The sequence below is a fragment of the Ammoniphilus sp. CFH 90114 genome, from assembly GCF_004123195.1.
In the GTDB taxonomy this organism is placed as follows: Bacteria; Bacillota; Bacilli; order Aneurinibacillales; family RAOX-1; genus YIM-78166.
Genome location: NZ_SDLI01000001.1, coordinates 134,102 through 160,850, shown reverse-complemented (window position 1 = coordinate 160,850; position 26,749 = coordinate 134,102). Strand labels below are relative to the sequence as shown.

Below are 26,749 nucleotides of genomic sequence, written 5' to 3'. Positions count from 1 at the left end.
GGTGTACCGCCATGCATATCCCCGATGGATTTTTGAGCGCACCCGTATGTAGCTCTCTGGCTGTTATTTCTGCTGCGGGTATCTATGTCGCTATGAAGAAAACGAAGTTTGACGAAGAGCAATCTCAAATTCCCCTAATTGGAGTGACAACCGCCTTTATCTTTGCTGCTCAGATGATAAACTTCCCTGTGGGCGGCGTAACTTCTGGTCATCTCGCCGGGGGGAACTTTAGCTGCTATTCTACTTGGTCCTTGGATGGCCATGCTTGCCATGACCTCTGTTATCATCATTCAAGCCCTTTTCTTCCAGGATGGGGGAATTGCTGCTTTGGGGGCTAACCTGTTTAATATAGCATTAGTTGCCCCTTGGATTGGTTACGGCATCTTTAAGCTCTTTGAACGTTGGAAATCCTTACGTCCCATCTCCATTTTTATTGCTGCCTGGTTATCTGTGACAGCATCTGCGGCATTAGTAGCCATAGAATTGTTCTTCTCAGGAATAGTTCCGCTCGGTCTAGCGTTGAAAGCTATGCTGACTTGGCACTCCATCATCGGGGTCGCTGAGGGGATTATTACTGTCGTGGTTTTACGATATGTAATGGAGCGACAGTCGAATCAAGAAACGTTCTTTGCACCAGGGGCAGAAGTGGTGGAAAGATGAATAAAAAAACCCCTTATTTCCTTATCTTTACTGTCGCTATCACTTTATTCCTTGCTCCTATCGCCTCTTCTTTACCAGACGGACTAGAACGAGTAGCCCATGATCTAGGTTTTATCGCAAACGAGGCGAAGCCCCTATTTGAATTATTTCCGGACTATCAAGTTCCCTATGTTGAGAACGAATGGATAGGAACCGCATTATCTGGTATAGTCGGTTTATTTCTTTGCCTAGGTGTAGTCTACCTGTATGGGCGAGCTTATACCTTGCTTACTAGAACAAAGAAAAGAGCAGATCTTCCGGTTACATTTCGCCGTAACAGGACATAATCTGTTGGAGTGAGATGGTTACAAAGGGTATAAGAGGAGGATTTACGTTGAATGCTTATATCGCTATCCCGTTCTGGCCTTCCCCTACGCCTATCCAAACCAACCATCTACTCAGCCCGTAAGCAGAGAAAAAGAAGCTAAAAATTGAAGAAACTAAAAAATAACCGGAGAAAATCCGGTTATCTTCATTAATTTCCACTATAGGTGTAATCCAAGATACCCATGAGCGCCTACAATAACCATCACGGCATAGCTAAATCATTCATCACCTTTTTAACAATAGGCATGACCTTATTTCTTCCTGAATTAGGCTCTTGTTCGGCGACGACTACAATTACATATTGAGGAGCTTCTGCAGGACCATATCCAACAAACCACTGATTGTTTTTTCCGTTGTTCGTCTGAGCTGTCCCTGTCTTCCCTGCTAAATTCCATGTTGCGTCTTGGAGGCTTTTCCCCGTGCCCTCATCGACAACGGATTCCATCATCTGGCGTAGTTGATAGGCAGTATAGCGGTCTATGCTTTCTCCTTCTATTTCATGCGAGTCAAAGGAATGAAAGAGTGATCCAGTCTTATATCGAATTTCCTTTACTACGCGGACTTCTTCCTTCTTCCCTCCATCAAGAATTGTAGCTACCATGTTAGCAGCTTGTAATGGAGTCATCTGCACATCTCGTTGACCAATGGCTGTCTGGATCAATACACCTTCGTCGTTTCTTGAAGTATAAGAAGAAAAGATTTGTCCGCGATCTTCGCCATCAAATTGACGAAAGCTGTCCATCTTAAAAAAAGGGGCTTGCTGCCAGCCTACTTGCCCGGTTAACCCTAATTTTTCAGCGTACTTTTCCAAGTCTCCCGGCTGCAATCGCAGAGCTGCTCTTGCAAACGTTATATTACAAGAATGAGCGAAGGCTTCAGCAAAAGTTACTTCTCCATGCCCTTCCTCTAGCCAGCAAGAAAATCCATATTTTCCGTAATGCCCATCACATACGAAGGTTTCGTCTGGGTCTACCACTTCCTCCTCTAATACTGCAGCCGCGACAACCGTTTTAAACACTGATCCAGGAACGGTCTGTTTTATAGCGCGATTAACCCAGTTCCCACGTTCCATATCGATTCGACTTGGATGAAATTCTGGCAAGCTCGCCATCGCAAGAACTTCTCTAGATTTAGCATCTAACACGACAACGGAGCCTAAATTCATTCCCTCTTCCTTCATCCAGCGTTCCACTTTCTGCTGAAGAGATTTATCAATCGTTGTTCTTAAAGAGAGAGGATAAAACTGGTTCTCCTGCTCAACTAAACGTGCTTTTAGTCCGTTAAGGGGATTTCCCTTTCCATCTACAAAATAGGAGACTGTCGTCGGACCCACACCTTGCAAGAGTCTCTCAAAACTCCTTTCAAGCCCAGAAGCGCCAATTAGGGTATTTCTCGTAATCTCACCCTTCTTTAGTTCCTCAGCATACTCTCTTTGCACCAAGTCAGGATTCTGACTGATATAGCCAATCAGTTGGGTAGCTACCGCATCTGCTTGATACCGTTCTGTAACTGGAAGAGAAATGACTCCTGGGAGGGCAAGCTGGTCAATGGCCAGCGACTGTTCTTCAGATAAAGATATAATCTTTCCTTGGCTATTACGTGCAAAAGTTGGAGACTTTACCTCAGAAATCCAGTTATAAAGGTTTTCTTCGCGCATACGGAGGATGGATGCCAGCTCTGTTACCTTCTGCTCATCTAAACGACCTCTAGCTAAAGGAAAGATCGCCAGTCCAGAAACCTCGCTTCCGGTCAAGGATCGACCCTCTCGGTCTTGGATATCACCTCGCCCAGTATGTAACGTAACGCCCTGCTTGCGCTGGGATACGGCTTCTGCTACCAGGTTTACTTGGTGCTTGGAGAATTGGTGAACGCCAATGACCTGAATCCAGATCAACCGCCCAAGCAAGGCAAACCAGGTGATCACGAGTAAGGATAAAACGAAAAATATTCTTCTCTTGCTTCCATTTGCATCCTTCTTCAATACAAAAAACACCCCCATTCATCACCATTCTTGCCTGAATAGGGGGTGTTTCATTCGATTATTACTTTTGTTTTCTCATGATATCCCAAGCACTTACGGCTTGGTCAACTCTTACTTTTACAGTCATAAGCGGATGGGGAGCTTTCTCAATTTCTTTTCCATCTTCATCCCACATCTCTTTAACCGTCTGACGGAAGAAACGTCCGCCGGGGCCGAAGAATTCCACTTGCTGACCTAATTTAAAATGAGTTCTCTGTTGGATCGTTGCAATTCCGTTATCCGCGTCGTAATCAAGGACAAGTCCAGCAAAGTCATATTCAGCAAGTGATTCTGCTTCGCCATAAAGATGATCTTCAACTCCAGGTGTATCGTAAAAGAACCCTGTTGTTGTAGATCGGTGAGCCGCCTTGTAAATGTCCTCTACCCATTGAGGATTTAACACATAATTATCTGGATCCGCACAATAGGCATCAATGGCCTGACGGTAAGCATTAACTACAGTTGCCACGTAATGAACACTTTTCATACGGCCCTCAATCTTTAACGAATCGATACCAGATTCAACAATCTCTGGTATATGTTCAATCATACTTAAATCCTTCGAACTGAAGCTAAACGGATGATCTTCCTCACCAGAGATTGCCTGGTCATGATCCGCCTCCTCTGGATTCTCAAACATATCATAGCTCCATCGACAGGAATGGCAACATCCTCCACGATTAGAGTCGCGAGCCGTCATATGGTTTGACAGGACACATCGCCCTGAATAAGCGGGACACATGGCTCCATGGATGAACTGTTCAATCTCCACATCTACATGCTTTTTAATCTCTCTAATTTCTTCAAAAGAAACCTCACGGGCAAGAACAACCCGGGCAATTCCTTCATCTTTCCAAAACTGAACGGATTGCCAATTCGTAGTAGAAGCCTGTGTACTTAGGTGGATTTCTAGATTAGGCGCTCCTTTTTTGCAAGCTTCAATTAAAGCAGGGTCCGCTACGATGACCGCATCTATTCCAACTTCATATAACTTAGCGAAAAATTCCTCTAAGCCGTCCATATCTTCATTATGAGCGATGATGTTGGCTGCTACATAAATCTTTGCTCCATGGGCATGGGCAAATTCGGCGCCTTCTTTCATTTCTTCATAGGTATAATTATCCGCATTTGCTCTAAGACTAAACTGCTGACCTCCAATATAAATGGCGTCTGCGCCATAGTGAACAGCAATTTTTAGCTTCTCTAAGCTTCCTGCAGGTGCGAGAACTTCTGGTTTCTTCAATATAGGCCCTCGTTTTGAAGGAGCTTTTTCCATTATATTTTGCATCTTATTTCACCTCGCTTTAGAATACCAACTCTTTAAAGTAAAAGCCTGTACTAAGGGGTCTCTTGGCGTCTTGGACAGCTTCGATTTGTTCTTTCCAATCATCCAGTCGCTCAAAAAAGGCATCAGGATCCTCACTGTATAAGTCAATAGCTTCACGATAAGCCTTAATTACAATCACATTGTAATCAGCAGACTTAAGCAACGCCTCAATCCTCAAGGAATCCAACCCTTGGTCCATGATTTCGTCAAGATTTTCTAAAATACAGATATCCTCAGCACTCATGATATGCGTTCCGCTCTGATCTTCATAGATTGGGTAGAAAATATCTTCTCGTTTTTCTTCACGAAGGTAGAGACCTCTCTCTCTCCCCTTCCCCTCAATCACGGCATCCTTACCTAAATGTTGAAAATAAGAACTGACTAGTGGACGCTTGGAATGGAAAATGCATGACATACCATGCACCTGAGTTTCGATTTCGACCTCAGATTCTTCCTTAATCTGCAAGATCTCCTCCATATTTAGCTCACGGGATATTACAGCCCTCTTAATCCCTTTCGATGCCCAATAGCTAATCGTATTTATACTGGTTGCAATGATCTCTGCGTTCCAGTGCAAAGGCATATCAGGGGTGACCTTCCTCGCCGTCATGAGAACGGCTGGGTCCGCATACTCTATCGCGTCTACACCTAAAGCCCGAAGCTCTTCTAAATACTTGGCTAATCCTTCTAGCTTGTCGTTATGCAGGAGGGCATTCACTGCTGCGTAAACCTTCCGATTCCTTGCGTGAGCATAAGCAACAGCTTCCTTCATCTCTTCTGATGTTAAAGATCCCGGAAGACGCAAACCATACTCTTCGATTCCAATTGTTACAGCATCAGCCCCGGCATCGAGATACTGTTTAACTTCATTTAAGTTCCCCGCTGTAATGAGAAGCTCAGGTTTCTTCATTTTTTTATTCACCTTTCTTTACAGAAAACGTTAATCCATCTCCAATCGGAATTAAAGACGTATCCAACTCCGGATGTTGCATGATATAAGCATTAAACTCACGTATTTTCTGAACCATGGGGGCAAGACGCTTGTTGTCAATCGTCTCCTCCGCTACAAGGCCTCTGAACAATACATTGTCGCAAATCACAATTCCACCTGGCTCAAGTGTTGGGAGATATAAATCTAAATAATGCTTATATTGACCCTTTGCGGCATCAAGAAACAGACAGTCAAATCTATAATGCTCAGGTAGGCCATCACCTGCATCCCCTTCAATAATCTCAACCTTATTACGCACGCCTGCCTTATCAAAATTCTGGATCGCACGCGTTATGCGCTCCTTGTCAATTTCTAAAGTCGTAATCCTTGCAAGCGGGGCTGCCCTTGAAAGCCAAATCGTCGAATATCCAATAGCTGTACCAATCTCCAGGATCTTTTTAGGCTGGTAGGCTAACAAAGCGGTTCTAATGAATTGAATACTTGGAAGCTGAATAATGGGAATACGCTCTTCCTTTGCCTCGCGTTCCAAGTCCGTTAACAGCTCGTCCCGTTCAGGTATTAAGGCCTCTATATATTCATTAATACGATCGTCCGTAATCATAACTTTCTCTCCTATGTCTTACTTGGACTTATGACTTGATTTATATTAACACAGTCGTTCTTTGTTTGCTATTTTTGTGCTCTTTTGCTAAGTGCAATGTTTTTTAAATGTTGCTGATAGGTCTCTGAAAAGTAATGTTCCCCTGATCCATCCTTTTTCGTAACATAAAAAAGATAGGAGTGGGTTTCAGGCTCTATCACGGATGCTAAAGATAACCGACCAGGGACGGCAATAGGTCCAGGCGGCAATCCTTTTACCTTATACGTGTTATAAGGATGATCTAATTGAAGGTCCTTATAGGTTACGATATCTTTCTGCTTCCCTAATGCATATTGAACCGTAGCATCAGCCTGCAGCATGATGTCCTGGGCTAATCGGTTGAAGTATACACCTGCTACTTTAGAACGTTCGCTATCCACAAGAACCTCTCGCTCCACAATCGAGGCAAGAGTTACTGCCTCATGCAAGCTCAGTCCTCGTTTCTCAAGCTCTTCATTCCAGGAGCTGTCCCATTCTGTCTGGAATTGGGCTAACATGCGATCAATAATCTCATGTTCTGTTGCTCCTTCTTTAATTTCGTATGTCTTCGGAAATAAGTAACCCTCAAGTCGATATGCCATCCTCTTGTCGTCTGGTATACCACTAAGAAAGTCGTAAGTAAACTCTCCCTCGTTGACTTCTTGGAGAAATTTTCCTTTATCCACCCTGCCTTTTTCAGATAAGAAGGTTGCAATTTGATCTACAGACCAACCCTCGGGGATTGTGAATTGAAACGTGCTGACGTATACATCGCCTTGTACCATTCTATTTAAAATGTCGTCAACCGATTCCCCTGGAGTGAATTCATATTTCCCAGCCTTTAACTGGTTCCCTTTTCCACTTTGTCTAACATAAAACACAAAAGATTTCGCATTTCTAATAAGCTTATTGCCTTCGAGGATGCTTGCAATCCTTTGTGTTGAACTGCCTTGTGGAATCTCCACCAAAACCGGTGCACCCGCTTCCGGCGGTTTTAATGTATCTTGATAATAGTAGTAAGCGCCAGCGAAGCCAGCTGCTGCCACTATAAGAAAAAGCATAAAAGCCTTTAGTATTTTACTCATGAATGTTCCTCCCCCTCTTAGGATACCCAGTAAGCATGGTCGTCAATAAAACGACAACATCCTACATTATACTCCATTTCCAATGTTTTTGGGTAAGCATCCTTGGGAAAGGAAAAAGCTATGCCATAAGCGACATAGCCTTCTACTTTTTATTATTCGTTAAATTCCGCTTCTAAGGTTTCGAAGGTAGCAATCACATTTTCCTGCTCTTCTTCTGTCTCGATCGGATAAAGCATTCCGTCCGTTTCATCGTAGCGAAGGAAATGCACTTCTACCTCTGCCTCATTCTCCTGTTCTTCAGGAACAAGGCATAAGTAGGTTCGATCTTCAATGTCAAAAATATACATAATCTGAAAATCCTTCTCTTCCCCTGTCTCATCATCAGACAAGGTGACGATTTCGCCTACTTCTAATTCTTCCAATTTTTAAGCCCCCTTGAACAACACTATTTTCTAAAATCAAGGTATCCCTGAAGGATCATAACTGCAGCCATCTTATCAATGACCTGTTTCCTCTTTTTGCGGCTGACATCAGCAGCCACCAACATCTTTTCTGCGGCCATGGTCGTCAATCGTTCATCCCACATCCTTACAGGCAACTTAAGACGATCTTCTACTACCTTAGAAAACTTCTGGCACATTTCTCCACGCGGTCCAATGGTTCCGTTCATGTTTTTCGGAAGACCAACTACGACTTCCTGTACCGTATACTCTAAGACTAATTCAGAGAGGCGGCGAAGATCAGCGTCTAGATTGCTCCGCTTAATCGTCTCAATACCCTGGGCCGTCCAGCCCATCTCATCGCTAATGGCCACCCCTATAGTCTTATCTCCAAGGTCTAATCCCATTATTCTCATTCGTTTCACCTGACTTCATCTTATGTTCGGTGTTGAGATAGATACGACCTTACCAATTCCTCAATCAATTCATCTCTTTCCAATTTGCGAATAATGCTTCTGGCATTGTTATGTCTTGGAATATAGGCCGGGTCACCAGAGAGGAGGTAACCAACAATCTGATTAATCGGATTGTAGCCCTTCTCCTCCAAAGCACTGTATACGGTGAGAAAAGCATCTTTCACCTGAACATCTGTGTCATCCAGCTTTAGATTGAACTTCATGGTTCTGTCCAATGAACTCATCTTTCAACACCTCTTTACCTTTGAGAAGTTCTTTCTACATGTTTCGCTAACAATGAGGCATTTCCTTCTTTATTTTACAGAAATTTAAGAATTTATTGTTGTTCTACCCAAGAGTATACGAAATTAAGAGCATCTCCAAGCTGCGCTGGGTTCTTTCCTCCAGCCTGCGCCATATCCGGACGGCCACCGCCGCCGCCGCCACAACGAGTAGCCACTTCCTTAATCAACTTACCAGCATGGAATCCCTTATCGAGCAAGTCCTTTGTTATCCCTGCCGTTAAGTTTACCTTATCTCCTTGAATGGATCCAACCACCACAATAGCACTGCCTAACTTATTCTTTAGATCATCAACCATGTTGCGTAGGTTTTCCATATCCATTCCATCTACTTGAGCTGCAAGTACTTGGACACCATTCACTTCTTTTACCCTGTCAGTAAGGGATGAGGCTTCTACATGGCTTAACTTCGCCTTTAAGGATTCATTCTCTCTCTCCAGTTCACGGATGTTCTGCTTCAATCCCTCTACTCTCTTAGGAACATCAGTTAATGTAGCTTTTAGATCTCCCGCCATGCGTCGTAAAGTATGATATTGTTCGTTTAAGTACTCATAAGCGGTACGACCTGTTACGGCTTCAATCCGTCGAGTACCCGCCCCAATTCCACCTTCACTAATAATCTTGAAAAGTCCAATTTCTGCTGTATTCGTTACATGACATCCACCGCACAGCTCTAGACTGTAATCCCCTACTTGTACAACGCGTACTTCGTCTCCATACTTCTCTCCGAACAAGGCCATTGCGCCCATGGCTTTAGCTTCTTGAATACCCTTGTTCATCGTGCAAACTTCCATTTGTTCCCAAATCTTTTGGTTTACAATCCCTTCGATCGTTTCTAATTCGGATTGACTAATGGAGCTGATATGGGTGAAGTCAAATCGCAGACGGTCTACAGCTACCAATGAGCCCGCTTGATTAACATGCTCCCCTAATACATCTTTAAGCGCACGGTGAAGCAGGTGAGTAGCCGTATGGTTCTTAATAATGCTTACACGTGAGGAGCGATCCACAATGGCCTCCACAGTATCCCCTATTTTCAAGGTACCTTGTTGTACCATCACTTGGTGTACATTTTGCCCGTTTGGCCCCTTCACTACATATTCCACGGTTAACTGAGTAGGGCCGCATACGATAAGTCCCTTGTCCGCAATTTGTCCGCCACTCTCTGCGTAGAATGGAGTTCGATCTAGTATAACTTGACAAGAGGAACCTTCTGTTACAAAATCTACAGATTGATTTTCAGTGACCAAAGCTACAACTTTAGCACTTGTTACCAATTCATTATAACCAACAAATTCGCTCTTAACCGTTATATCCCCAAGGATTCCTCCTTGAACCTTCATACTATCCACTTCTTGACGAGCAGCACGAGCACGGGCGCGTTGCTCATCCATGGCTTGTTCAAAGCCCTCACGGTCTATCGAGAATCCATTCTCCGTCGCAAAGTCCTCTGTTAAATCAATAGGGAACCCATACGTATCATAGAGCCTGAAAGCTTCTTCTCCAGTTAAAGCAAGACGTCCTTGTGCCTTCGCTTGTTCAATCATCTGGGCAAGTATAGCCAATCCATCATTCAATGTTTCATGGAATCTTTCTTCTTCGCCACGAACGACCTTTTCGATAAACTCTCGCTTCTCCACAACTTCTGGATAGTAGTCACCCATTACATTACCGACTACAGCTACTAATTGGTAAAGGAAAGGACGCTCTACTCCTAGAACCTTCCCGTATCGAACAGCACGACGAAGCAAACGGCGAATAACATATCCACGCCCCTCGTTGGAAGGCAGGGCTCCATCCCCAATCGCAAAGGCCATTGTTCTAGCATGATCCGCAATTACTTTTAAGGCTACATCCGTTTCTGTGGACGCCTTGTACTTCACTCCACTTATCTCGCTTGTAGCGTCTATAATAGGGAAGAGTATGTCCGTCTCAAAATTATTGTCTACATCTTGAACAACAGATGCCATCCTTTCGAGTCCCATACCCGTATCAATATTCTTCTTAGGTAATGGAGTATAAGATCCATCTGCATTATGATTGTATTGGGAGAATACCAAGTTCCAAATCTCTAAGTAGCGTTCATTCTCTCCACCAGGAAAGAGCTCTGGATCATTCGGGTCATTCCCAAACTTCTCTCCGCGATCATAGAAGATCTCACTGTTAGGACCGCAAGGTCCTTCTCCGATATCCCAGAAGTTTCCTTCTAGACGAACAATACGCTCTTCAGGAACCCCTACTTGTTTACTCCACATCTCAAACGCTTCATCATCTTCTGGATGGATTGTAACAGATAATTTCTCCGGGTCAAAAGCCATCCATTCTGGACCTGTTAAGAATTCCCAAGCCCACAGAATGGACTGCTCTTTGAAATAGTCACCTATGGAGAAGTTGCCCAACATCTCGAAGAAAGTGTGATGCCTTGCAGTTTTCCCAACGTTTTCGATATCGTTTGTTCGAAGGGATTTTTGGGAGTTTGCAATCTTGGGATTCTCAGGTATAACTGTTCCATCAAAGTACTTCTTCAAAGGAGCCATTCCACAGTTAATCCAAAGTAAGGATGGATCGTCGTGTGGCACTAGCGGAGCACTAGGTTCAATTCGATGACCTTTAGAAGCAAAAAAATCTAGGTACAGCTGTCTGATTTCACTTGAGCTAAGTTTCTTCATTACTACAAACCTCCAAGTCAGAAGTATATATAATTTATTTAAAACAAAAAAACTCCCATCCCAAATCAGGGACGAGAGTTGTTCTCACGCGGTACCACCCTGGTTGCTTGTTGCCCATATGGGACCACAAGCCTCCTTCAGAGCCTTAACGCAAGCTAACGGCAAGTTTTACCTGCTCTCCGGACTAGCTTTCAACCAGCATCTTCTAGACGCCCTTACACCCAAGGGGCATCCTCTCTGCAAGAAGAAATATCATGGTTTACTTGATCCTTCATCAATCAATATATTCTTTTGCCATTATAATTTTTCAAAATATTAATGTCAATGTTTGACTAAATGTATAATGACGTGGTGGATGATGACACGTAGAATAGCTACAATAGGCACAGCAAAAATCAATCCGATTAGCCCTCCTACCTCTCCCCCTAACAACAAGGCAAAGATAATAAGCAAAGGGTGTAGGTGCAATCGCTTGCCCATAATGAGTGGCGAAATGAGGTTTCCTTCTAGGATCTGGACGGCCAGATTCACAATGACAACTAACACCGTCATCTCCCAGGAGATCGTCAAAGCCACAAGAATCGAAGGGGCTGCCCCTATGATTGGACCTATGTACGGAATAATATTGGTGATGGTAATAATGAGGGCCAGTATCAAAGCATACGGCATCTTAATTAGCCAATAACCAATATAAGCAAGCAAACCAACAATAGAGCAGATAATAAGCTGACCTGAGATATAATTCCCCAAAGCTACGTCAATTTCATGAAACAACTTAGAAAATACCTTTCTCCGAGCCCTTGGAACTAAAAGAAGAATCCCTCTTTGCAACATTAACATATCCTTAAGCATATAGAACACGAGGAACGGAATGACAAATAAGTGAATGGTCTTTTGAATTAGTCCGCCAGCCCCATCTAGTATTCCTGCAAAAAAATCAGCGGTTCTTTTCTCTGAATTTTGAAGGGATTGTTCAATCCCTATGCGAACACCTTCCGGCAACTGATATTTATGGCTATGAAATTCAGTAAGCCAAAGCTGATAAGTTTGAATGAGTTCAGGTATATGCTCCGTCAATTCACGCGATTGTTGAATAAAGGCAGGAATCAGGTTCATCAGAAACACGACAAGCATGAGGATAAACGTAAAATAGATAATAATAACCGCCATGCCTCTGGGGACGTTACGCTCATGTAATAGGTTAACGATAGGATTCAATAAGTAGGCAATGATCAAAGAGATAATGAAAGGCGTAATCACTGCTTTTACCAGTAACCAAACCCACGCCACGTGAGGCCATAAATGAACGAGTAACACTGCCGTTCCGGATAACAAGGCAAAAACACCTGCAAACATGAGGAGTCTTAATCTTTGTTCCATACTAGCCGCAAAGCCTCCTTTTTCATATTGTTCGGTTTGCCTGCTTATCCTATGCGCCTAAGCTAAAGGAAAAAGGGAGTCCGCCTTAACGGATCTCCCTAACACCTAATCCCCTTATCTTACCATACCCTTCATTCGTCTCATAAGCATCCTTGAAGCTGGAACTGCCATGCTGCCCAGCCATTCCATTGAACCTCTGCTCCAGTTCATCATTCTCTGCGCAGGTGTTTTTCTTCTTCTTGGAATGACCCACCCTGCAACGGCTAAAACAACGGCTCCTGCACCAACTAACCAGGACATTAATTGATTATTTCTCATTTGTTGTTTCCTCCCTTTCGGTTAAATGGATGCCTTCTTGATCGGTCAAGCCTGTTACCGGAAGAACAACAGCATCTTCTCCTACTCTCGTTCGTTCTAAGTGTTTAATGGCTTTACGCCCTTCCAACAAATCAGTCAGCAGTCCATCAGATAACTCATAACCGATGATTGATCCGATCTCTGTTTGAAAATAAACATCTTCGACTTCACCTAAACGATGACCATTGGAAGTAATCACAGGCTTTCCAATCATTCGAATGGGTCCTGCTTTCACTCCATTGAATTGTTCTGTTCCTTCTAGCGGAAGCATGGCTCCAACATGTGAAATCGTTACATAATCGTCCCCAATGGCATGAATGGAATCGGTGGGGATAAAGCGACCTCTGCGAAACATTGCTTTAATTTCTATTAATAGGCCTTGGAATGTCCAATCCTCGTCGAACAAAACGTCGCGGACAACCCCCAGCTCCTGACCGGCCTGCAGATCAAGGACTGGCAAGCCAATCACATCATTCGCTTTGTACACGGACAAGACCCTCCTTCCGCTTTCTTAGTGTGTGAAAGGGAGGGAGGGTCTATGTTCTACAAATTCTGCAATTGTTGTAAAGCATTCTTGGCTAGAAGATGCTCAGGGTTCAAGTCAATGGCTTTCTGGAGATAAGCCTTAGAGCCCTCTAGATCATTTAAATATGCCATAGCTACACCTAAATTAAAAAACGCATCAGCGTGCTCTGGTTGAATTGTGATGACTTGTTCAAAAATCGTCTTCGCCTCTTCAATATTTCCCATTCGAGCAAAGGCCAATCCTTTAGTGAAGAGAGCGTCTATGTCTTCAGGATCGAGAACCAAGCATTGGTCAAAACGTTCAACAGCCTCTTCTAACTGCTCCGTATGAAAGGCAGCCATGCCCAGCATAAAATGAAGATCATGGTGATCCATACCTAGTCCTTGTGCTTTCTGATAATATTCGATCGCTTTCTCGAAGTCCCCTAAATTGAAGAATACATTCCCTAACCCATACTGGAACAACTCTCCTAGCGGTTCCAACTCGATTGCTTTTTGAAACCAAGGAAGTGCTTCTTCATTTTTACCGGTACTGGCCAGGATGTTGCCAATATTAGCATAGGGATCAGGCAAGTTCGGGGCAAGCTCTATAGCTTTTTGAAAGTGAACGATTGCCTGATTTAATTCACCCTTAGTAAGTTCTTCTAACCCTAGCTGATTAAACTCTTCTGCCGTTTGATTACTCATGGTCTCTCCGTCCCTTTTAGTGCTTTATCAATAATTCCCCCGCCCAGACATTCTTCTCCTTGATAAAAGACGACAGCCTGTCCAGGAGTGATGGCCTTCTGTGGCTGATCAAACACAACATGGCAACAGTTGTCAGCGAGCAAGTGAACCGTCACTCCCTGGTCCGGTTGACGGTAGCGAAATTTAGCCGTACAAGTTAGTGTCGTCTCTGGAGCCGTATCGCTTACCCAATGTAGATCGGTTGCGAGTAAACTCGCGGAATACAGCGCGGGATGGTTGGAACCTTGGCCAACATACAGGATATTATTTTCCAGGTCCTTTGATACAACAAACCAAGGCTCACCTGTTCCAGCTCCTCCGATGCCAAGTCCTTGACGCTGACCCAAAGTATAATACATTAGACCGTCATGGCGCCCCTTCACAACGCCCTCCATCGTTCGAATCTCTCCAGGCTGTGCAGGAAGAAAAGAACTAAGGAATTCCTTGAAGTTACGCTCTCCAATGAAGCAGATTCCTGTACTATCCTTCTTATTCGCTGTTGCCAAGCCTGCTTCTTGAGCCAACTCCCTAACCCTTGATTTTGGAAGATGTCCGATCGGGAACATCGCTTTAGAAAGCTGCTCTTGTCCGAGTGTATTCAGGAAGTAGGTCTGATCCTTGTTCGAATCTGCTCCCCTTAATAATTTATACTCTCCATCTTGAAACTTTACCTGAGCATAATGACCTGTTGCCAAGTAATCTGCTCCAAGCTGAAGGGCACGATGAAGGAAAGCTTTAAACTTAATTTCTTTGTTGCACATTACATCTGGATTCGGTGTGCGCCCCTTTTTATACTCATCTAAGAAGTAGGTGAACACCTTGTCCCAATATTCTTTTTCAAAATTGACGGTGTAGTATGGAATACCGATCTGATCACATACGCGTCGAACGTCTTCATAATCTTCTTCAGCTGTACAGTGACCGAATTCATCGGTATCGTCCCAATTCTTCATGAAGATGCCGATCACATCATATCCTTGCCGTTTTAGTTCCAGCGCCGCTACGGAAGAATCAACTCCACCGGACATCCCTATGACCACGCGTGTCTCATGGTTAGCCTTCGTCATGATATCCATCACTACCCTTATCTGTTCGTTAATCGCTTAATAATCTCACACACTTTTTCTGCTGCAAGTCGACATTGCTCTTGCGTATTGTCCAAACCAAAACTAAAACGAATAGCGGACCCTAGACAGTGATCTTGAAGAGCCATCGCCTTTAATACATGGGAGACCTCCAATGATCCAGAAGCACAAGCGGATCCACTTGAGCAGGATACCCCAGCCATATCTAAATTCATCAGCATGACTTCCGTATCGACTCCTGGGAAGCTCACATTCAATATATGAGGAAGGAATTCTGTTGGATGACCATTCACTTCAAACGGAACTCCCTCACGAGTCCAAACAGAAATCATGGACTCCCGCAATGCCAGATATTTCTCCCGCCTTACGTCCATCGCATCAACAGCTATTTCTGCTGCCTTCGCGAACCCTACTATAGCAGGTACATTTTCTGTACCAGCTCGTCTCTTCTTCTCCTGAGCACCTCCGAAGATCTGAGGAGAAATCTTCACGTTGGGAGCCAAATAGAGTGCCCCGATCCCCTTCGGCCCATTAATCTTATGAGCAGAAATAGATAGCAAGTCCACCGGAAGAACTCGCATATCTAATGGAATAATTCCAAAAGCTTGAACCGCATCCGTATGAAAGTAAACGCCTGCCTCCCGAGTAATCTGTCCAATCTCGTGAATAGGCTGAAGGGAGCCAACTTCATTATTCCCGTACATGATACTCACTAAAATCGTTGTTTCCTTCATCGCACGCTGGAGATCTTGTATTCGAATTTGACCTTGTTCATCCACCGGAAGATAAGTAATCTCAAAACCGAGCTTCTCCAGCTGTTCACATGTATGAAGCACGGCATGATGCTCAATGCTCGAAGTGATAATATGGTTTCCCTTTTCCCGATTAGCCATCGCTACTCCGAACAAAGCCATATTATCCGCTTCTGTTCCCCCGCTTGTAAAGACAAGTTGTCCAGGTTCAGCATGAAGGCTTGCGGCAATAGTAGATCTTGCACGGTCTAATGCGGTTTTCACCATTCTGCCGAACTGATGAATGCTTGAAGGATTTCCATATGCTTGGCTAAAGTATGGCAGCATGGCCTCTACGACATCTGGATGCACAGGGGTAGAAGCCGCGTGATCCAGGTAAATGTATTCCATCTTGTTCAACCCCTAAATATAAAACATATACGAACTCTTATGCCCATCATCCTGATACTTAATAAGATCCTCTAGTGTAGTCGAATCTAGGACCTCAGATATGGCATCACGGATCTTAAGCCAAAGGTTTCTCTTAGCTGGGTCTTCTTCCTCTTCAAACTCAACAGGACTAATGGGTCCTTCCAATACCCGGATAATATCTCCAGCTGTTATTTCCTCTGGCTTCTTCGTTAAGATATAGCCGCCATACGCCCCACGAACACTCTTTACAAGTTCAGCGTTTCGTAAAGGAGCGACCAACTGCTCAAGATAATGCTCCGATAAGTCGTGTCTCTGAGCTATACTTTTCAATGAAATAGGACCCTCACCGAACCGCGTAGCTAGTTCCATCATGATCGTTAAACCGTAACGACCTTTGGTTGAAATTTTCATTTTCTACATCTCTCCCTATCGCCTTGTCTAATATTCTCTTCCATAGTTCGATAAAATATTGACAGATGGGGCCGATGGTCAGACAAAAGATGAGAGTACCAATGAACACGGGACCCCCGAGTACCCATCCTAAAACTAGAACTACTGCTTCTTTTCTCCACGCTTGGATTTAAGATAATCATTTAAGCGCTTTTCCTCTCCATTCTCGGTTGGTACATAGAATCTCTCATCAATATCGTCTGGAAGATATCGCTGTTCAACATAGCTTCCTGGATAAGAGTGCGGATACAAATAACCTTCACCATGCCCTAACTTCGAAGCTCCTTTATACGATGCATCCTTAAGATGGTTAGGAACTTGGCCATGACCTTTCGTTCTTACCCACTCCAATGCTCGATTAATTCCGTTATAAGCTGCATTACTCTTAGGTGAAATGGCGCAATACGTAACGGCTTGAGCTAGAGGTATTCTTGCTTCTGGCATCCCTAAGAACTGAACGGCTTGAAACGCGGAAACAGCGATCTGTAGAGCCTCTGGATTCGCATTCCCAACATCCTCTGATGCAGCAATAACCACCCGTCTCGCAATAAACAAGGGCTCCTCCCCTGCATCTAGCATCTGAGCAAGCCAGTAAAGGGCCGCGTCCGGATCTGAGCCTCGTATAGACTTAATAAACGCTGAAATGGTATCATAGTGACGATCTCCTGACTTGTCATAACGTACTGCACGGCGTTGGATAGAATCAACAGCAGCTTCTAAATCAATGACGATGATGTTTTGCTCATTGGGTACGGTCGTTATAACAGCCAGCTCTAGTGCATTTAATAGCCTCCGAGCATCTCCTTCAGCGTATTGAATGAAATGCTCTTTCGCCTCTTCCGTTAACTGTATATTCAGCTCCCCATAACCAACGGTGATATCGGTTAATGCACGATGGAGAATTCTCTCCATATGTAGAGGCTCGAGTGGGTACAACTGGAAGACTTGAGAACGAGACAAAAGAGCGGAATTCACTTCAAAAAAGGGATTCTCGGTTGTTGCTCCAATCAGAATGATCGTTCCTTCCTCCACATACGGTAGGAGGGCATCTTGTTGAGCCTTGTTAAACCGGTGAATCTCATCCACAAATAGGGTCGTTCTTTTTCGGTAAACATGGGACCTCTCTTTTGCCTCTTCAACCACTTTACGAATATCAGCGACACCTGCTGTTACCGCATTAAGTTCGGTAAAGGCCGCCAACGTTACCCCTGAGATCACTTTAGCTAAGGTTGTTTTCCCTGTTCCTGGAGGACCATAAAAAATAAGGGAGGAGATCTGATCTGCTTCGATCGCACGGCGCAATAACTTTCCTACACCGAGGATGTGTTCCTGCCCAATAAATTCATTAAGATTCCTTGGCCTCATTCTGGCTGCTAACGGTTGACGATGATCTTGGTTGCTCTGAGTGCCTGCCTCTTCAAAACCAAACGAAAAAAGATCCATATTCTCCCTCTTCACAGATATTGCATTTTTTCCTGTCATTATATGAAAGTTTCTCTTAACTGTAAAGCTAGAGAACTTTATTCACTGACGCGTTGAATTTTCACTTGGGCTTTAGCCAATAAGTCATTGATAACGACACTAGCCATGATTAAACCTGCAACAGACGGAACGAACGCATTGCTAGATGGTGGCTGCTTGGCCTTTCTTATTGGAGAATTAGGGTTCTGAACAACTTCCTCAAGAACTTCTTCTCTCTGTTTAACAGGAATCTCCGTAGAATAAACCACTTTCACGCCCTTCTTTATTCCATCCTTTCTTAGCTCACGGCGCATAACCTTGGCAATGGGATCGTAAGAAGTCTGGAATAAATCCGCTACCTTAAAACGAGTGGGGTCAGTCTTATTGGCAGCACCCATGCTGCAGATGATAGGAACTTCTCTCATCCGACATTCCTTGACGAGATGAATTTTACTTGACACTGTATCCATCGCGTCTACCACGTAATCGTACTTTTCAACTTCTGAGAAGAAGCTATCATACGTTTCAGCATTATAGAACATATTTAATACACGCACATCACATTCCGGATTAATTCTAGCGACTCTCTCCTTCATAAGCTCGGTCTTCTCTTGACCAACCGTATCAAGTAGAGCATGAATCTGACGGTTAACATTCGTAATATCCACAACATCTTTATCGAGTAAAATTAAACGCCCAACCCCTGTACGAGCTAACGCCTCCACGGTAAAGGAACCCACTCCTCCAATTCCTAGTACGGCTACGGTACTTCCTTTTAACGCCTCTAATCCTTCCTTTCCGATGGCTAACTCTGTCCTTGAGAACTGATGAAGCATATATCCGTTTACCCCTTTCAAAAATTAAACAAGTTTTAGTATATGGTTTCCACTTATTATGAAAAAACTTCCTGTGGGTCGACATTTATTGTCCGGATAAGAAAGTAAGTCCAGTTGACAAATAGGTGAACTTAACAATTCAATCGTTCAAAATGTAAATATAGCACAATCTTACACAAATAGAAACTAGAAACATGGCCAACCTTAAACCTCAGTTTTACCCTACTCTTCCTTAGACAAAACAAAAAGAGGACTTCTCATCACTGAGAAATCCTCTATTCTTGTTAATGGATAGAGTCCCATCCATGCCGTAACTAACCTAAGTTTTGAACCTGCTCAAAACTATTCCCAATCTAAGAAGGGTGCATCCTATTCCTTGCTTCACATCCGAGCACGCGTGCCCGGCTCCATTCCCCAAGGAAACTCCGGAATCCCGTATCAATATCTGTTGGGCTCAAAACGTATGGGTCTTACGTACATCCTAGGACTCTGTTGACCTTATTTTAACTCAAATTGAAAACGATTGCAATACCCTTACAAGCCTATATTTTTACTTCTTCCGGCAATTTCAATTGGATATGCAATTCATTCAACTGTTTTAATTCAACCGTACCAGGAGCATCTGTCATAGGATCACTTGCACTTGCGGTCTTCGGGAACGCAATGACTTCTCTTAAATTGGTACGTCCAGCAAGAAGCATTACTAATCGATCTAGACCGAAGGCTACCCCTCCATGAGGTGGAGTCCCGTATTCAAACGCATCCAAGAGGAATCCAAACTTCTCATAGGCTTCTTCCTTACTGAATCCAAGAGCTTGGAACATCTTCTCCTGAATCTCACGCTTATAAATACGCATACTTCCTCCACCAATTTCAAATCCGTTAAGCACAAGGTCATAAGCTTGCGCCCGGATCCCAGATGGATCAGAATCAAACAGATGAAGGTCCTCTACACGCGGCATCGTAAACGGATGGTGCAGAGCTACATAGCGCTTAGCATCCTCATCGTATTCTACCAACGGGAAGTCAACTACCCACGCGAACTTAAACACACTAGCATCAATTAATCCTAGGTCTTTACCAAATTTCGAACGAAGAGCCCCAAGGGAATCTGCCACTACTTTAGGAGAATCCGCAACAAACAACAGCAAGTCTCCCTCTTCTACTTCAAAGCGTGCTTTAAACTGGGCAATTTCCTCTTCATTAAAGAATTTTGCAATCGGACCTTTGATTTCGCCATCCTTGAAGGCGATCCAAGCAAGACCCTTTGCTTTGTACTGTCCAGCAAACTTAGCTAGATCATCGATGTCTTTACGAGAGAAATGACCGCAGCCCTTCACATTGATTCCTTTAACTTGACCACCGCGCTCAATCGCTCCACTGAACACTTTAAATCCGCATTCAGCTACCAAATCTGATATATCTACTAATTCCATTCCAAAACGCAAGTCAGGCTTGTCTGAACCATAGCGTCCCATTGCTTCTTGATAAGTCAAGCGTTGGAAAGGCGTCTCTACTTTAAGTCCGATTGCTTTTTCACAAACTTCCGCCATCAATTGTTCCATCATGTTCAACAATTGCTCCATAGACAAGAAGGAGGTCTCAATATCCACTTGAGTGAATTCAGGCTGACGATCCGCTCTTAAGTCCTCATCACGGAAGCATCGAACAATTTGGAAATACTTTTCGTAACCTGAAACCATCAGCAACTGCTTAAATAATTGAGGTGATTGTGGCAAAGCAAAGAATTCTCCTGGATGAACACGGCTTGGAACTAAGTAGTCGCGAGCTCCTTCGGGTGTACTCTTTGTAAGCATCGGTGTTTCAATTTCTAAGAATCCTTCGTTATCTAAGAAATCTCTGAAAGACTTAGCTACTCGATGGCGCAGCATAAGAGATTGCTGCATGACAGGTCTACGTAAATCAAGATAACGGTATTTCAAACGAAGGTTTTCATCCACGTCTACTTGATCTTCGATCATGAATGGAGGGGTTTTTGCTTCATTTAAAATTTCAACTTCAGAAACATAAACCTCAATTTCACCTGTCTTCATTTTGGGATTAATCGTTTCTGGACTTCTCTCTACGACTTTACCTCGAACAGTTAGTACGTATTCACTACGAATACGGTCTCCTCTTTCATGAGCCTCGGCATTGAATTCTGGGTTTAGTACAATCTGGACTAAGCCGCTGCGGTCACGTAAGTCAATGAAGATAACGCCGCCTAAGTCCCTTCTTTTTTGAACCCAACCGCTGATTGTAACCACTTGTCCTACTTGCTCCTTACCTATTTGTCCGCAATGATGCGTGCGAAATGTTTCTACCACTTTCGTTTCCTCCTTTTATATTTGAGTTAAGTACGAAGAAAGGACACCATGTCTTTCCATGCGACTTCATTCTGTTCACCCGTCTGCATGTTTTTAATCACGATGACTTGCTTGTTCAATTCATCTTCTCCAAGAATTAATACGAAACGAGCTTGATATCGGTCAGCAGCTTTTAACTGTGCTTTCATCTTGCGCCCTTGATAATCCTTATCTGCAGCAAAGCCATGACTTCTCAGCTCATCTAATAGCCTCACAGCCTCTTTTTCTGCAGGTTCTCCTAATGCAACAAGGAAGCAATCTAAGTTGGTTTGAATGGGAAGTTCAATATTTTGAGCTTTTAGCGTCAAGAGTACGCGTTCAATACTCATTGCAAAACCGATTCCAGGCATGTCATTGCCGCCGATCTGTTCCACCAAGCCGTTATATCGTCCCCCACCACAAATGGTTGTGATCGCTCCGAACCCTTCAGCCATAATCTCAAACGCTGTTTGTGTATAATAGTCCAAGCCACGAACCATCCTCGGATTAACGGTGTACTCTATTCCTAGGCGGTCTAGGTGCTGTTTTACTTGCTCAAAATGGGGAGAGCAATCATCGCACAAGTGCTCTGTGATATTAGGGGCTTGCTTCGTAAGCTCCTTACACTTTTCATTCTTACAATCAAGAATTCTGAGCGGATTGCGCTCCATTCGAGACTGACAGTCTGAACATAATTCCTCGCGTCTCTCGGCCAAGTGAGCCACAAGGTGTTCCCTATGTACAGGGCGGCAGGTCGTGCAGCCAACACTATTTAATTCCAGCTTTAGTCCTTTCAACCCTAGTTCTTCATAGAGTCTCATCGCTAATGCAATCGTTTCGGCATCAATAGAAGGGTCATGGGAACCAATCGCTTCAATACCAAACTGTGTGAACTGTCGCATTCTCCCTGCTTGCGGGCGCTCGTAGCGAAACATCTGACCAATATAGTACAGCTTACTTGGTTGATTAGGGTCTCCATACAATTTGTTCTCTACATAAGAGCGAACAACAGCCGCTGTTCCCTCAGGACGCAAGGTGATGCTTCTTCCTCCCTTATCGGTAAAGGTGTACATCTCCTTCTCCACAATATCCGTTGTTTCTCCAACTCCGCGGTGGAACAACTCTGTATGTTCGAAAATAGGGGTCCTAACCTCTCTATAGTTGTATCGCTTGCAGATGTCTCTTGCTTTCTGCTCAATAAATTGCCATAACTCCACTTCACCAGGGAGCACATCAGCGGTACCCCTTGGAATGTGAATCGCCATGATCTTTTCCTCCTCGCAACCAAATCTTATAAACCTAGATAAAACAAAAAAACTCCCACCCCCGACTTGTGTCAGGGACGAGAGTTTGTTAATCACCCGTGGTACCACCCTATTTGAGAACCTATTCATTCTCACTCTATGCATAACGTTGCTCACGCCGACAAGCTACTAAGTAGACCGTTCGCTTGTGGTCCTCTGGGACGTCCTTCACCATACCGATATAGAGAAGTGATTGCAGCCGAGTCACTTCCTCTCTGAACTATAACACTAGCCTGGTTACTCTTCCCTTCAAGGGATCATATATTCAACTGTTTAATATATTACTGAGAAGAAGTATTCATGTCAAGAATAATTGATTCAGTGCTTCAATTTTTGCTTCTGTATACTTCTCAAACCCTTCATTATAGGCCTTAGGTTCCTTTGGGTTGGCAAAACGAGAGATTTTACCTGTTTCCGGATGCACCCACTTGCTAGAGGCCCCACAGCCTAACCCAATGATCGATTGGACCTCTTCCATGATCATGATATTATATATACTTTCTTTTCCCGGGTGTGCGTAGCCAATGTTCTCAAGATTACCCAAAATATTCTTTTGACGATACAGATAGTATGGGACATAACCGAACTTCTTAGTCCAATCCGTTGCTCTCTGCATCATTTGTGTGATCTCCTCGCGAGTGGCTACTTTATACTTTTCGCGATTTTGGGTCATTTCTGAAGCCCGTTTAAAGGAGAGGGTGTGAACAGTTAAGGATTCAGGGTTTAACTTCTGTGTTTCACTGAGTGTAAATTCAAATTCATGGAGGCCTTCCCCCGGCAGACCAATAATGAGGTCCATATTAATATTATTCATTCCCATCTCACGGGCAAGCTTAAATTTCTCTATTGTTTCTTCTACTGTATGATGACGACCAATCGCCTTTAATGTTTCTTGAATATACGATTGTGGATTAATACTAATTCGATCGATTCCCCACTTTTTCAATACATCAAGCTTCTCAGGTGTAATGGTATCAGGCCGCCCCGCCTCAACGGTAACCTCTCTTACACGTTCCATGGACGGAAAAGATTCATACATCTCCTCATAAAGCATGTCCATCTCTTCCGCCGTAATGCTTGTTGGGGTACCGCCTCCGAAGTAAATCGTCGTAATGGGTACATCATGCTCCTTTAACCAAGCTCCAATTTGTCTCATCTCGTAATGGAGCCCGCCCAAAAAGGACTCAACGGATCCTTGTCTACCACCAATGGCATAAGCTGGGAATGTACAGTATGCACATTTCGTCGGGCAGAAAGGAATACCAATATAGATGCTTACTTCTCTCTTTAACTGATGAAGATCTGGTACAGCCATTAACTGACGTTCAACAATTTGCTCCATGAGCTGAGTTTTTTGAGGATGTACTCGGTATTCTTCCTGTAGTTCACTATGTATTCGCTCAACAGATTGACCTTTTTGCAACTTTTGATGCATCAGCTTCGTTGGTCGAATACCAGTTAGAATTCCCCAAGGTTGTACGATGCCTGTATACTCCTCTAGTGCAGAAAGGAGAGCATGGCTAATGGCACGCTTGGCCTTCTTACGCCATTCAGATGGAGAAAGATGCTCATCCTTGTCAACATGATAGCACTTCTCAATGGTTTGCCCGCTCAACCTATCTTGTAGTGTAGCCTCGGCTCGAATCTGATTGGAGTCTTCTAATATCAGTTCGATAACAACATCACATTCAGATTCCTCTTCCTTAAATACAACATGCACTTCCTCATAAAACAGCTCTATGATATGGGTAATGGACAATTCCCAAGATTCTTCTAGACCTACAACTCGAATCTTCATTCTTATCTCCTTTAGACCACTTAACTTCCCGTCTACTGTATCATCTGCCTATTCTTCTGGCAAGATCCCGCCCCTCTCCGAAGTTCATCAATCCTGATTGTACCTTTTCCCACATATCATTTTGCTCACTCGTATCCTTCAAATCAGCACTACCGCCTGTTAGAGTGGTTTGAATCAACTGTAATTCCTTTAGTCCTTGTCTCATAATGCGCCTCCTTCAGCTATATCTTTATTACTATTGTTACCACTAATGATGAATTTTTCTCATTCGAAAGAGGATATCCCCTGTTTAAAAGCGAAAATAAAAGTCATGCGAAAAACAACCAGCCAAGAAAGGATTATCACATTGTCGCGATGGACCGAATCCGCATTCAACTTATAGCTTTACTTGTGATTTTGATTTTTTGTATACCAGCTTTGACCGTTCAATCCAATACCGAACCATCTGGTACCGTGACCATCACGGTAAGCAGTCTTAATGTCAGGGATGGAGCGAGTTTGAAGCACAACGTGATCGCTCAAGTTAAGGAAAATCAAACCTTTCCCGTGCTTCAAACCAAAGACAATTGGATTCAGATCCTCCTAGATGATAATCTAAAAGGATGGATTGCTTCCTGGCATGTGGAGGTTAAACAGTCTGGAACCACATCGTCCACTTATGTAACTCCAATGCTTGAAGTGCTTAATGTACGCTCTGGGCCTAGTACATCCTTCCAAGTCATTGAACAGATTACGAATACTGAAAGTTATGTTAGATTAGAAAGCCAAGGGGACTGGATTAAAATAAGGCTAAAAAACGGGGCCGAGGGATGGACGGCTGGTTGGCTGATGAAGGATAACAATTCTGCCTCTTCCTCCAGTCCATCAGCGGGGCCAACCTTAAGTTCTCCTCCCTCTTCGAAAGCCACAGTTAATGGCTCCATTCTCAATGTTCGAAGCGGCCCTGATACAAGCTACTCTGTAGCTGGACAAGTACGTGCAGGAGATACCTTGGTGATATTAGAGCAAAAAGGAGACTGGCTTCGTGTCAAGAAAGATCAATTAGAGGGATGGGTAGCGAATTGGTTAGTAAAAGTCGAATCTTCTTTGCCTCAGAATCAACCTAAGCCACAGCATCCATCAGAAGAACCAACTATTAAAATCTTAAATCCTGGCACGAATCTTCGTTCTGGTCCTTCTACCTCTTCCGGAGTCGTAAAGGTAGCGGACGTAGGGGAAACCTACCAAGTACTTGGGGTCGAAGGAGATTGGTACCGAGTCCAGATCACTAGTAATGAAGTCGGCTATGTAGCTGGATGGATTGTGTCAGCACATGGCATCGCGGGTGTTGAACGTAAAGGGATTGAGTCTGTCCTTAAGGGGAAAACCATCCTCATCGATCCAGGACACGGAGGCAATGACAGTGGTGCCATAGGCCCCCATTTAGGAACATTGGAGAAGCTAGTAAATCTTAAGGTTAGTCAGCTCTTAAGCAGTAAGCTTCGAGCAGCAGGGGCTACCGTCATTATGTCACGAGATGAGGATCGCAGAGTGTCTCTTCAGGAAAGGGTGGACATGTCTATTCAGAGGCAAGTAGATGCGTTTATTAGCGTCCATCATAACACGAGCGAAAACTACCGAATTAATGGTGTCATCACCTACTTTTACAGCAATGGAGAAGACCGAGATCTTGCCAACACGATTCAAAAAGAAGTGGTGAAACGAACAGGATTAGCTGACCTCAAGGCCCGTTATGGAAATTATTTTGTGTTGAGGGAGAACCCACAACTCGCCGTCTTATGTGAGCTTGGATTTCTAACAAACTACCAAGAGGAAGTCATTATTAATACGAAGGACTTTCATGATCAAGCTGCTGAGGGCGTTTTCCAGGGGATCTTGAAGTACTTTAGTGATAAAAAATAACCGACTGGCCAATAAAATAGGGCTAAAGCCAAAGAGCACTTGGATTCGCTCTTGGCTATAGCCCTATACATTTAACTTTCTACTATCAGGGTTACGGGCCCATCATTAGTCAGACTCACTTGCATCATAGCACCGAATATTCCCGTTTCTACTTGAATACCCATCTGTCTTAGCTTGTCGTTAAAAAGATCATACAGTTTCTCCGCATAATCGGGACGGGCAGCTGCCATAAAGTTGGGTCTTCGGCCCTTTCTGCAATCACCATAAAGGGTAAACTGAGAAATGGAAAGAAGCTTGCCGTTGACATCAAGAAGAGAATGATTCATCTTGCCTTGCTCATCCTCGAATATCCGTAGGTTCGCGACCTTCTCCGCTACAAAACGAACATCATCTTCCGTATCCTCATGAGTAATTCCTACCAATAAAACAAGACCTTTATCAATGCTGCCTGTTACGCGATCTTCTACGGTAACTTGTGCTTGTTTGGATCGCTGTACCACTACTCTCATTTCGGTACCCCTT

27 protein-coding genes, 1 other RNA gene and 1 other annotated feature are annotated in these 26,749 nt (G+C 43.8%); of the genes, 4 read left to right on the top strand and 24 right to left on the bottom strand.

The window, feature by feature from the left end; translation table 11 throughout:
* Positions 1-11 precede the first annotated feature (11 nt).
* From EIZ39_RS00785 to EIZ39_RS00775, 3 genes are read left to right on the top strand one after another with little or no spacing between them, the layout of a single operon-like run.
* Entirely contained in the window at positions 12-338 is a 327-nt protein-coding gene (locus EIZ39_RS00785) for an energy-coupling factor ABC transporter permease (protein ID WP_129196437.1), read from the top strand.
* Positions 271-660 carry an energy-coupling factor ABC transporter permease gene (locus tag EIZ39_RS00780; RefSeq protein WP_240675660.1) on the top strand — a complete coding sequence of 130 codons (390 nt, stop codon included), beginning with the start codon at positions 271-273 and terminating at the stop codon, positions 658-660. The genes EIZ39_RS00785 and EIZ39_RS00780 overlap by 68 nt, the downstream gene beginning before the upstream one ends.
* Complete coding sequence (locus EIZ39_RS00775) at positions 657-986, top strand: PDGLE domain-containing protein (RefSeq protein WP_129196433.1); 330 nt, start codon at positions 657-659, stop codon at positions 984-986. The genes EIZ39_RS00780 and EIZ39_RS00775 overlap by 4 nt, the downstream gene beginning before the upstream one ends.
* A gap of 242 nt (positions 987-1,228) precedes the next feature.
* On the opposite strand, the gene EIZ39_RS00770 is transcribed toward EIZ39_RS00775, so the two are convergent.
* The 23 genes from EIZ39_RS00770 to EIZ39_RS26310 all read right to left on the bottom strand — a co-directional run bounded on the left by EIZ39_RS00770 (position 1,229) and on the right by EIZ39_RS26310 (position 24,530).
* Positions 1,229-3,007 carry a peptidoglycan D,D-transpeptidase FtsI family protein gene (locus EIZ39_RS00770; protein WP_240675659.1) on the bottom strand — a complete coding sequence of 593 codons (1,779 nt, stop codon included), beginning with the start codon at positions 3,005-3,007 and terminating at the stop codon, positions 1,229-1,231.
* Between the two features lie 61 nt (positions 3,008-3,068).
* Positions 3,069-4,334 (bottom strand): peptidase U32 family protein, encoded by a 1,266-nt coding sequence (locus tag EIZ39_RS00765; protein WP_129196430.1) that lies wholly within the window; start codon positions 4,332-4,334, stop codon positions 3,069-3,071.
* 16 nt (positions 4,335-4,350) lie between these two features.
* Positions 4,351-5,283, bottom strand: coding sequence for a peptidase U32 family protein (locus EIZ39_RS00760; protein WP_129196428.1), 933 nt, complete (start codon positions 5,281-5,283; stop codon positions 4,351-4,353).
* Between the two features lie 4 nt (positions 5,284-5,287).
* The gene (locus tag EIZ39_RS00755; protein ID WP_129196426.1) at positions 5,288-5,926 is read right to left on the bottom strand and encodes an O-methyltransferase; all 639 of its coding nucleotides are present in this window, start codon (positions 5,924-5,926) and stop codon (positions 5,288-5,290) included.
* Positions 5,927-5,994: 68 nt separating this feature from the next.
* Positions 5,995-7,029, bottom strand: coding sequence for an endolytic transglycosylase MltG (mltG, locus tag EIZ39_RS00750; RefSeq protein ID WP_129196424.1), 1,035 nt, complete (start codon positions 7,027-7,029; stop codon positions 5,995-5,997).
* Positions 7,030-7,181: 152 nt separating this feature from the next.
* Positions 7,182-7,451: a DUF1292 domain-containing protein gene (locus tag EIZ39_RS00745; protein WP_240675658.1), complete on the bottom strand. Its 270-nt coding sequence runs from the start codon at positions 7,449-7,451 to the stop codon at positions 7,182-7,184.
* Positions 7,452-7,474: 23 nt separating this feature from the next.
* The gene (gene ruvX, locus EIZ39_RS00740; RefSeq protein ID WP_129196422.1) at positions 7,475-7,885 is read right to left on the bottom strand and encodes a Holliday junction resolvase RuvX; all 411 of its coding nucleotides are present in this window, start codon (positions 7,883-7,885) and stop codon (positions 7,475-7,477) included.
* A gap of 20 nt (positions 7,886-7,905) precedes the next feature.
* Positions 7,906-8,169: an IreB family regulatory phosphoprotein gene (locus EIZ39_RS00735; protein WP_129196420.1), complete on the bottom strand. Its 264-nt coding sequence runs from the start codon at positions 8,167-8,169 to the stop codon at positions 7,906-7,908.
* Between the two features lie 92 nt (positions 8,170-8,261).
* Entirely contained in the window at positions 8,262-10,895 is a 2,634-nt protein-coding gene (gene alaS, locus EIZ39_RS00730) for an alanine--tRNA ligase (protein ID WP_129196418.1), read from the bottom strand.
* A 321-nt stretch (positions 10,896-11,216) separates the two neighbouring features.
* Complete coding sequence (locus EIZ39_RS00725) at positions 11,217-12,275, bottom strand: AI-2E family transporter (RefSeq protein ID WP_129196416.1); 1,059 nt, start codon at positions 12,273-12,275, stop codon at positions 11,217-11,219.
* Between the two features lie 114 nt (positions 12,276-12,389).
* A complete protein-coding gene (locus EIZ39_RS00720; RefSeq protein ID WP_129196413.1) occupies positions 12,390-12,593 on the bottom strand; it encodes an LPXTG cell wall anchor domain-containing protein in 204 nt (67 codons plus the stop codon).
* Entirely contained in the window at positions 12,583-13,119 is a 537-nt protein-coding gene (locus EIZ39_RS00715; protein ID WP_164984830.1) for a PRC-barrel domain-containing protein, read from the bottom strand. Before EIZ39_RS00715 ends, EIZ39_RS00720 begins: the two co-directional genes overlap by 11 nt.
* A 56-nt stretch (positions 13,120-13,175) precedes the next feature.
* Positions 13,176-13,844: a tetratricopeptide repeat protein gene (locus EIZ39_RS00710; protein WP_129196409.1), complete on the bottom strand. Its 669-nt coding sequence runs from the start codon at positions 13,842-13,844 to the stop codon at positions 13,176-13,178.
* Positions 13,841-14,959 carry a tRNA 2-thiouridine(34) synthase MnmA gene (gene mnmA / locus EIZ39_RS00705; protein WP_255433851.1) on the bottom strand — a complete coding sequence of 373 codons (1,119 nt, stop codon included), beginning with the start codon at positions 14,957-14,959 and terminating at the stop codon, positions 13,841-13,843. The genes EIZ39_RS00710 and mnmA overlap by 4 nt, the downstream gene beginning before the upstream one ends.
* An 8-nt stretch (positions 14,960-14,967) precedes the next feature.
* Positions 14,968-16,110 (bottom strand): cysteine desulfurase family protein, encoded by a 1,143-nt coding sequence (locus EIZ39_RS00700; RefSeq protein WP_129196407.1) that lies wholly within the window; start codon positions 16,108-16,110, stop codon positions 14,968-14,970.
* A gap of 12 nt (positions 16,111-16,122) precedes the next feature.
* Positions 16,123-16,542 (bottom strand): cysteine metabolism transcriptional regulator CymR, encoded by a 420-nt coding sequence (gene cymR, locus EIZ39_RS00695; protein ID WP_129196405.1) that lies wholly within the window; start codon positions 16,540-16,542, stop codon positions 16,123-16,125.
* 141 nt (positions 16,543-16,683) lie between these two features.
* Complete coding sequence (locus EIZ39_RS00685) at positions 16,684-18,024, bottom strand: replication-associated recombination protein A (RefSeq protein ID WP_129196403.1); 1,341 nt, start codon at positions 18,022-18,024, stop codon at positions 16,684-16,686.
* A 77-nt stretch (positions 18,025-18,101) separates the two neighbouring features.
* Positions 18,102-18,878, bottom strand: coding sequence for a tRNA threonylcarbamoyladenosine dehydratase (locus tag EIZ39_RS00680; protein WP_129196401.1), 777 nt, complete (start codon positions 18,876-18,878; stop codon positions 18,102-18,104).
* 292 nt (positions 18,879-19,170) lie between these two features.
* Positions 19,171-19,369, bottom strand: a non-coding RNA gene (gene ssrS, locus EIZ39_RS00675) — 6S RNA.
* A 51-nt stretch (positions 19,370-19,420) separates the two neighbouring features.
* A complete protein-coding gene (gene aspS, locus EIZ39_RS00670; protein ID WP_129196399.1) occupies positions 19,421-21,205 on the bottom strand; it encodes an aspartate--tRNA ligase in 1,785 nt (594 codons plus the stop codon).
* Between the two features lie 26 nt (positions 21,206-21,231).
* Positions 21,232-22,488: a histidine--tRNA ligase gene (gene hisS / locus EIZ39_RS00665; protein ID WP_129196397.1), complete on the bottom strand. Its 1,257-nt coding sequence runs from the start codon at positions 22,486-22,488 to the stop codon at positions 21,232-21,234.
* Between the two features lie 70 nt (positions 22,489-22,558).
* Positions 22,559-22,789: a binding site (T-box leader), on the bottom strand.
* 36 nt (positions 22,790-22,825) lie between these two features.
* A complete protein-coding gene (locus EIZ39_RS00660) occupies positions 22,826-24,325 on the bottom strand; it encodes a coproporphyrinogen III oxidase (protein ID WP_129196395.1) in 1,500 nt (499 codons plus the stop codon).
* A gap of 40 nt (positions 24,326-24,365) precedes the next feature.
* The gene (locus EIZ39_RS26310) at positions 24,366-24,530 is read right to left on the bottom strand and encodes a hypothetical protein (RefSeq protein WP_164984829.1); all 165 of its coding nucleotides are present in this window, start codon (positions 24,528-24,530) and stop codon (positions 24,366-24,368) included.
* 149 nt (positions 24,531-24,679) lie between these two features.
* On the opposite strand from EIZ39_RS26310, the gene EIZ39_RS00655 reads away from it, so the two are divergent.
* The gene (locus EIZ39_RS00655) at positions 24,680-26,227 is read left to right on the top strand and encodes an N-acetylmuramoyl-L-alanine amidase family protein (RefSeq protein ID WP_129196393.1); all 1,548 of its coding nucleotides are present in this window, start codon (positions 24,680-24,682) and stop codon (positions 26,225-26,227) included.
* A 71-nt stretch (positions 26,228-26,298) separates the two neighbouring features.
* Here EIZ39_RS00655 and dtd read toward each other — a convergent pair whose 3' ends face one another.
* Entirely contained in the window at positions 26,299-26,736 is a 438-nt protein-coding gene (gene dtd, locus EIZ39_RS00650) for a D-aminoacyl-tRNA deacylase (protein ID WP_129196391.1), read from the bottom strand.
* Between the last annotated feature and the right edge of the window lie 13 nt (positions 26,737-26,749).